This window comes from Sutterella parvirubra YIT 11816 (genome assembly GCF_000250875.1).
GTDB lineage: Bacteria > Pseudomonadota > Gammaproteobacteria > Burkholderiales > Burkholderiaceae_F > Sutterella > Sutterella parvirubra.
This window is the reverse complement of sequence record NZ_JH605015.1, coordinates 2,241-7,769: the sequence shown is the minus strand read 5'-3', so window position 1 is coordinate 7,769 and position 5,529 is coordinate 2,241. Positions and strand designations below refer to the sequence as shown.

The 5,529-nt window shown below is 66.8% G+C and carries 5 protein-coding genes; 3 read left to right on the top strand and 2 right to left on the bottom strand.

Going from position 1 to position 5,529, the window contains the following annotated elements; genetic code table 11:
- Nucleotides 1-30: 30 nt before the first annotated feature.
- Together HMPREF9440_RS09640 and ygfZ are read right to left on the bottom strand one after the other, a co-directional pair.
- Nucleotides 31-936 carry a DMT family transporter gene (locus tag HMPREF9440_RS09640; protein WP_008543767.1) on the bottom strand — a complete coding sequence of 302 codons (906 nt, stop codon included), beginning with the start codon at nucleotides 934-936 and terminating at the stop codon, nucleotides 31-33.
- Between the two features lie 159 nt (nucleotides 937-1,095).
- A complete protein-coding gene (ygfZ, locus tag HMPREF9440_RS09635; protein ID WP_008543766.1) occupies nucleotides 1,096-1,974 on the bottom strand; it encodes a CAF17-like 4Fe-4S cluster assembly/insertion protein YgfZ in 879 nt (292 codons plus the stop codon).
- A gap of 149 nt (nucleotides 1,975-2,123) precedes the next feature.
- On the opposite strand from ygfZ, the gene mltG reads away from it, so the two are divergent.
- The 3 genes from mltG to HMPREF9440_RS09620 all read left to right on the top strand — a co-directional run bounded on the left by mltG (nucleotide 2,124) and on the right by HMPREF9440_RS09620 (nucleotide 5,455).
- On the top strand, nucleotides 2,124-3,665 hold the full coding sequence (gene mltG / locus HMPREF9440_RS09630; protein ID WP_008543764.1) for an endolytic transglycosylase MltG: 1,542 nt from the start codon (nucleotides 2,124-2,126) through the stop codon (nucleotides 3,663-3,665).
- A 114-nt stretch (nucleotides 3,666-3,779) separates the two neighbouring features.
- Nucleotides 3,780-4,391, top strand: a complete 612-nt coding sequence (gene tmk / locus HMPREF9440_RS09625) for a dTMP kinase (RefSeq protein ID WP_008543763.1) — start codon at nucleotides 3,780-3,782, stop codon at nucleotides 4,389-4,391.
- Nucleotides 4,382-5,455, top strand: coding sequence for a DNA polymerase III subunit delta (locus HMPREF9440_RS09620; protein ID WP_008543762.1), 1,074 nt, complete (start codon nucleotides 4,382-4,384; stop codon nucleotides 5,453-5,455). Before tmk ends, HMPREF9440_RS09620 begins: the two co-directional genes overlap by 10 nt.
- Nucleotides 5,456-5,529: the final 74 nt, after the last annotated feature.

Here is a 5,529-nt window from a genome sequence, read left to right as displayed (position 1 = left end):
TATCTGAATTCTGAAGGCCGTGCCGACGGCTTACGCTCCCGCCGCCTCCGCCTTCTTCTTCGCGGCCTGCGCCGCTTCGGCGCGCTTAGTCGTGACGGAGGCGGTCATGCCGGAGGCGATGATGAGGGACATGCCGACCAGGGCGACGGCGCTCACGGTCTCGCCGAAGAGGAAGAAGCTGATGACGGCGGAAATCGGAATGGCGGAAAAGCCGAGGCACGAGGAAAGGAGCATGTTCCCGTACGCGTACGAGCGCGTCGTGCAGATCTGCCCGAGGGTCGCGCAGGCGCCCATTCCGAGGATCCCGAGCCAGCCCATGAGGTCGGGCATGTGCATGCCGTCCCCGACGACGTAGGAGCCCACGAGCCCGAAGAGCGTCCCGAAGACGGTGAAGTAGAAGACGATGCGCCAGGAGGGTTCGTTGAGGTCGCCCAACTCCTTCATCTGCCAGTAGACGAGAAGGTCGACCAAGGAGACCGACAAGCAGACGAGCGCGGGGATGAGGTCTTCCGAGTGGAAGCTCGGCTGCAGCACGATCGTGATCCCGGCGAAGCCCGCGACGATCGCGAGGATGAGCGCCCAAGGAGCTTGTTCACGGCGCATCCACGCGAGCACGATGAAGTTCACCGCCATGAAGAGCGGCGTCGTGTAGATGAGCGTCATGTTGGTGCCGAAGGGAAGCTTCCCCAGGGTCCAGAACCAGAGCGCGACGGAGAGCGTGCCGAGGACCGAGCGCTTCACGTGCCCCCAGATGTGCGGGGTCCGGATCGGGAGGTGCTGCCGCCAGACGAAGAGCCCGATCGAGAGCACGCCGAAGATCGAGCGGTAGAAGACGAGTTCGAGCGTACCCAGCTGGCCGCTGCAGAGCTTCACGAAGGCCGCCATCAGGGAAAAGAGGAAGGCGGCGGCGAGGGCCCAGAGGGATTGCTTGAACATGGCGCGGGTCTCGTGGTCGGGGGCGAGGGGATCGGTCGTTTTCTTGGTTCGCAAAAAGAGGCCGATTCCGGAAGGGAAAGCGGCCTCTTTTCGTCAGGCGACTGATTATAGATCCGGCGGGTCGGATTTCGCTGACCCGCGGATCACGTCCCGGGGAACTCAGCCCTTCAGGACGTTCCTGATTTCGTAGGGAAGCGGGAGCGTCTTCGCGGCGCCTTCGGGGATCCCGGCCACCTTCGCGCAGACGAAGGCGAGCGTTTCCTTCCCGTTCGAGACGGCGTCGACCACGACGGCGTCGGCGGCTTCAAGGAGCGTGCCGGGCGCGGGGGCTTCCGCCGTCGCGAGCATCACGATCGCGCCGCGGCGCGGCGTCTCGCCGATGTGCTGCAGGCGCGAGACCACTTCCTGGCCGGGGTAGCAGCCCTTGTTGAAGACGACGCCGCCCACGAGTTCGAGGTTGATCTGCTGCGGCACGAACGCTTCCATCGTGGATTCGAAGACCTGCGGCACGCCGGCGGCGATTTCCGAGACGCGCCAGAGGTCGAACGGGAGCGCCTCCGCGGCGTCCTCCGTCTTGGGGCCGACCACGAGCGTGCGGGTGCCCGCTTCGATGAAGCCCTCGACGGCGTTCGTCGGCTGAAGGTCCAGAAGCACGGCGTCCTCACGGCGGGCGGCTTCACCCGCGGCGGGCGCGTCGGCCGCGCCGAGTTCAAGCGTGAGCGTGAAGTCGGCCGTCACGTCCGTGAAGGTCACGTCGTCGCGGAGGACGTACATGCGCATGCGCTTCAGAAACCCCGCGGCGCGCGAGGTCGGCAGAAGCAGCATCACGGCGCCGTCCGCGGCCATCCAGGCGCGCAGCACGGCGAGAAGGCGCCCCTTCGGGGAGCAGTACCCGGCGGAGACGACGCGGTCCCGGAGACCTTCGATGCGGTTGGTGAACTGGCCGTGGAGAAAACGCACGGCGTCTTTGCCTTCGACGCGCAGAAGCGTCATGTCGGCGACGCGGGCGCGGCGGGGGAGAGCGTTGGTGGAGGTCATTGTTCGGTTCCTCTTGAGGGGCTCGGGAAAGTCGGACGCGGGGCGTCCCGGGGGAGGTTTCCGAGCGCGGTTCGTAAAGGATAACGGATGCGGACCGCCCATGCGCTAAACTCTTCGTCCGATAAGAAACACATCCCCGGAAAAGATTCATGGCCCAACCCAAGGACAACGACCCGACCGCCGCCGTCGGGACGCCCCAGGACGCTCCCGAGCAGACGCCCGGGACGGAACCGCCCGCGCCCGAAACGCCGCGCGCCGACGACGCCGCGCCCGCGGGGGAGGCGCCTGAATCGAAGGAAGAGAAGGATCCGAAGAAACCGGAGGATGCCCCCGAGGCTTCCGGGGACGCGCCCGAAGAGAAGACCGAAGCGTCTTCTGAAGAGGCGTCTGAAGGCAAGGCCGGGGAAGCGGAAGCGTCCGCGTCGACGGAAGAGGCCGATGCGGAAGAAAAGAGCGAAGACGCCGAATCGTCCTCTCCGTCCGAATCTTCCGAGGGCGCCGACAAACCGGAGCCCGCCGAATCCCCGGAGAGGAACGAAGCCGAACCCGCGCAGGCCCTCGGCGACAAGGCGGACGAAGCCGTCGCGGGGAACCGCCGCTTCGTCATCCGCAGGAGCGCCAAATGGGGCGGGATCGCACTTTTGATCGTCACGCTCGCGGTGCTGATCGGCGCCGCGCTCATCCGTTGGGACCTCTTCTCGCGCCCCGTCGCGATCGCGTCCGGAGAACCCACGGTCGACGTCTTCGTCGAAGAAGGCGACACGGCGCAGCGGATCATGAACCGGATCGTCGCGTCGGGGCTCGACGTCACGCCCTTGGAACTTCGCGCCGCCGCGAGGCTCCACGACCGGGGTTTGAGCCGCGTGCACGCCGGGCTCTACCGCTTTGAAGCAAACCGCCCGGTCTCGGCGATTTTGGACCGGCTGGCCGAAGGCCCCCTGATCGACCAACAGGTCCGCATTCCGGACGGCGTGCCGATCTGGACCGTCCGGCAACTCTTGGCCGACGCCGTGAACCTGAAGCCCGAAAGCACGAAGCTCTCGGACGAAGAACTCCGAAAGGCGCTGGGTCTTGAGGCCTATCCTTCGATCGAAGGCTTCATCGCGCCGGAGACGTACCGCTACGGGTCGGGTACGTCGGATCTGATGGTGCTCCGCCGCGCGGTCGAGCGCCAGAAGCGGCTTCTGAATGAAGCCTGGACGACGAGGTCGCCCAACGCCCAGGTGAAGACCCCGTACGAACTCCTGATCCTCGCCTCCATCATCGAGCGCGAGTCCGGGATCCGGCGCGACCGCCACCTCGTGAGCTCGGTCTTTCACAACCGGCTCGCCGTGAAGATGCCCCTTCAGACCGACCCGACCGTGATCTACGGCTTGGGCGAGCGCTTCAACGGGAACATCACGAAGAAGGACCTTCAGACCTTCACGCCCTACAACACGTACCGGATCACGGGGCTCCCGCCGACGCCGATCGGCATGCCCACGCCTGCCTCCATCGAGGCCGCGGCGCATCCGGCCGAGACGCGCTACCTCTACTTCGTCTCGCGCGGGGACGGCACGAGCGAATTCACAACGAATCTCAAAGACCACAACCGCGCGGTGCGCCACTTCATTCTGGAAAAGCGCCAGACGCCGTTCTCGCCCTCGGCCCCTGCGCCGAAGGACGGGAACGCGCCTCTGCGGGCTCAGTAAGGTGCGCCGCAAGAGGCGCATCCATCCAGCGTCACCCATACGGGGCGCCCGGTCGGTAGACTTCTTCCATTCCAGAACACTCAACCCCTCAGACCCAACCCATGGAGACAGAGCGTGCAAGGCCGTTTTCTCACCTTTGAAGGCATCGACGGCGCGGGAAAGACCTCGCGCATCAACGCGCTGGAGGCCCATCTCGCCGCCAAGGGCGTGAAGACTCTGCGCACGCGCGAACCCGGCGGCACGCCCCTGGGTGAAAAGATCCGCGGGCTTCTGCTCTCGGAAGACATGGGGGTGGACGCCGAGACGCTGCTCTTTTTCGCCGCGCGCGCCGAACACGTCGAGCGCGTGATCAAGCCGGCGCTGGAGGAAGGGATTTGGGTGTTGTCCGACCGCTTCACGGACGCCACCTACGCGTACCAGGCCGGGGGCAAAGGCGTCCCGGGCGAACGGGTCGAAGCGATCGAAGCGTGGACGTTGGGGGGCTTCCAGCCCGACGCGACCTTTCTCTTCGACATCGACCCCGCGATTGCGGAAGCCCGCCGCGGGGACCGCGGCGAAGCCGCCGACCGGTTCGAGCGCGAAAAGGCGGCGTTCTTTCACCGCGTGCGGGACGCCTACCTTGAGCGCGCCCGGCGTCAGCCCGAGCGCTTCGTGGTGCTCAACGCCGCGGACACGCCCGAAGCGATCGAAGCGCGCATGTTCGAGGAGACCGCAAAATGGCTCTGACGGAAGCAGCTCTGAAGTCGGCGACGGAGAAGGCGCCTTACCCCTGGCTCGGCGAAGCCTTCGGCGAACTTCTCGCCATGCGCTCGCGCCTCCCGAACGCCGTCCTCATTCACGGCGCGCCCGGGATCGGGCTCTTTGAATTGGGAAAGGCCTTTGCCGAGAGCCTCATGTGCGTCTCGCCCAACCCGGACGGGACGGCCTGCGGGCGCTGTCAGGGCTGCCGCCTCACTTCCGCCGGGACGCACCCGGACTTGAAGTTCGTGTTGTCGGAAGCCGCGGCCGCGGAGCATGAACTGCCGTACGAACCCGCCGAGAACGAACGGTCGAGCGCCACGAAGAAGCTCTCCCGCGAAGTGCGCATCCATCAGGTGCGCGCGTTGGCGGACTTCCTGGGGTTGTCGGCTCACAGCGGCGGACGCCGGGCGGTGCTCGTCTACCCCGCGGACATGGTCCGCGCGGAAGCCGCGGCGGCGCTCCTCAAATCGATGGAGGAGCCGCCCGCCGATCTGATCTTCATCCTGGTCGCCGAAGACGTCGACGCGGTGCTCCCCACGATCCGCTCGCGCTCGCGCATGGTGCGCGTGCCGATGCCGACGAAGGCCGAGGCGCTCGACTGGTTCAAGAAGAAGCGCCTCAAAGCGGGCGAAGAGGCGCTCGCGATGGCGGGGGGCGCGCCCTTGGCGGCGCTCCGTCAGGGTCAGACCGACCGCCTGACGCCCAAGGCTGAGAAGACCCTCGTCGAACTCTTGAAGAAGGGCCAGGCCCTCACGCCCGACGACATCGTCCGCGCGCATTCCGCGGACTTCACGACGCCGCCCGTCGCGCTTCTCCTGGCGCGCTGGACGCACGATCTTCTGCGCGTGAAGGCCGGGGTGGAACCCCGCTACTTCACGACCGAAGCGGCGGCGCTTCAAGCCGTCGCCGCCACGATGACGGAAGCGTCGCTCTGGGAATTCTCCGCGAAGGTCCTGGGGGTGCGCCGCGCGGCGGAGCATCCCTTGAACGCCAAGCAGGTCTGGGAGGCGATTCTGCTCGCCTACCGCACTGCCTGCGGGGCGAAGTGAGCGGCTGGAAGAGCCCACCCGCAAAGGAACGGAACGAAACGAAACGGAAGAGGGCCGCGCAGAGCGGCCCTCGA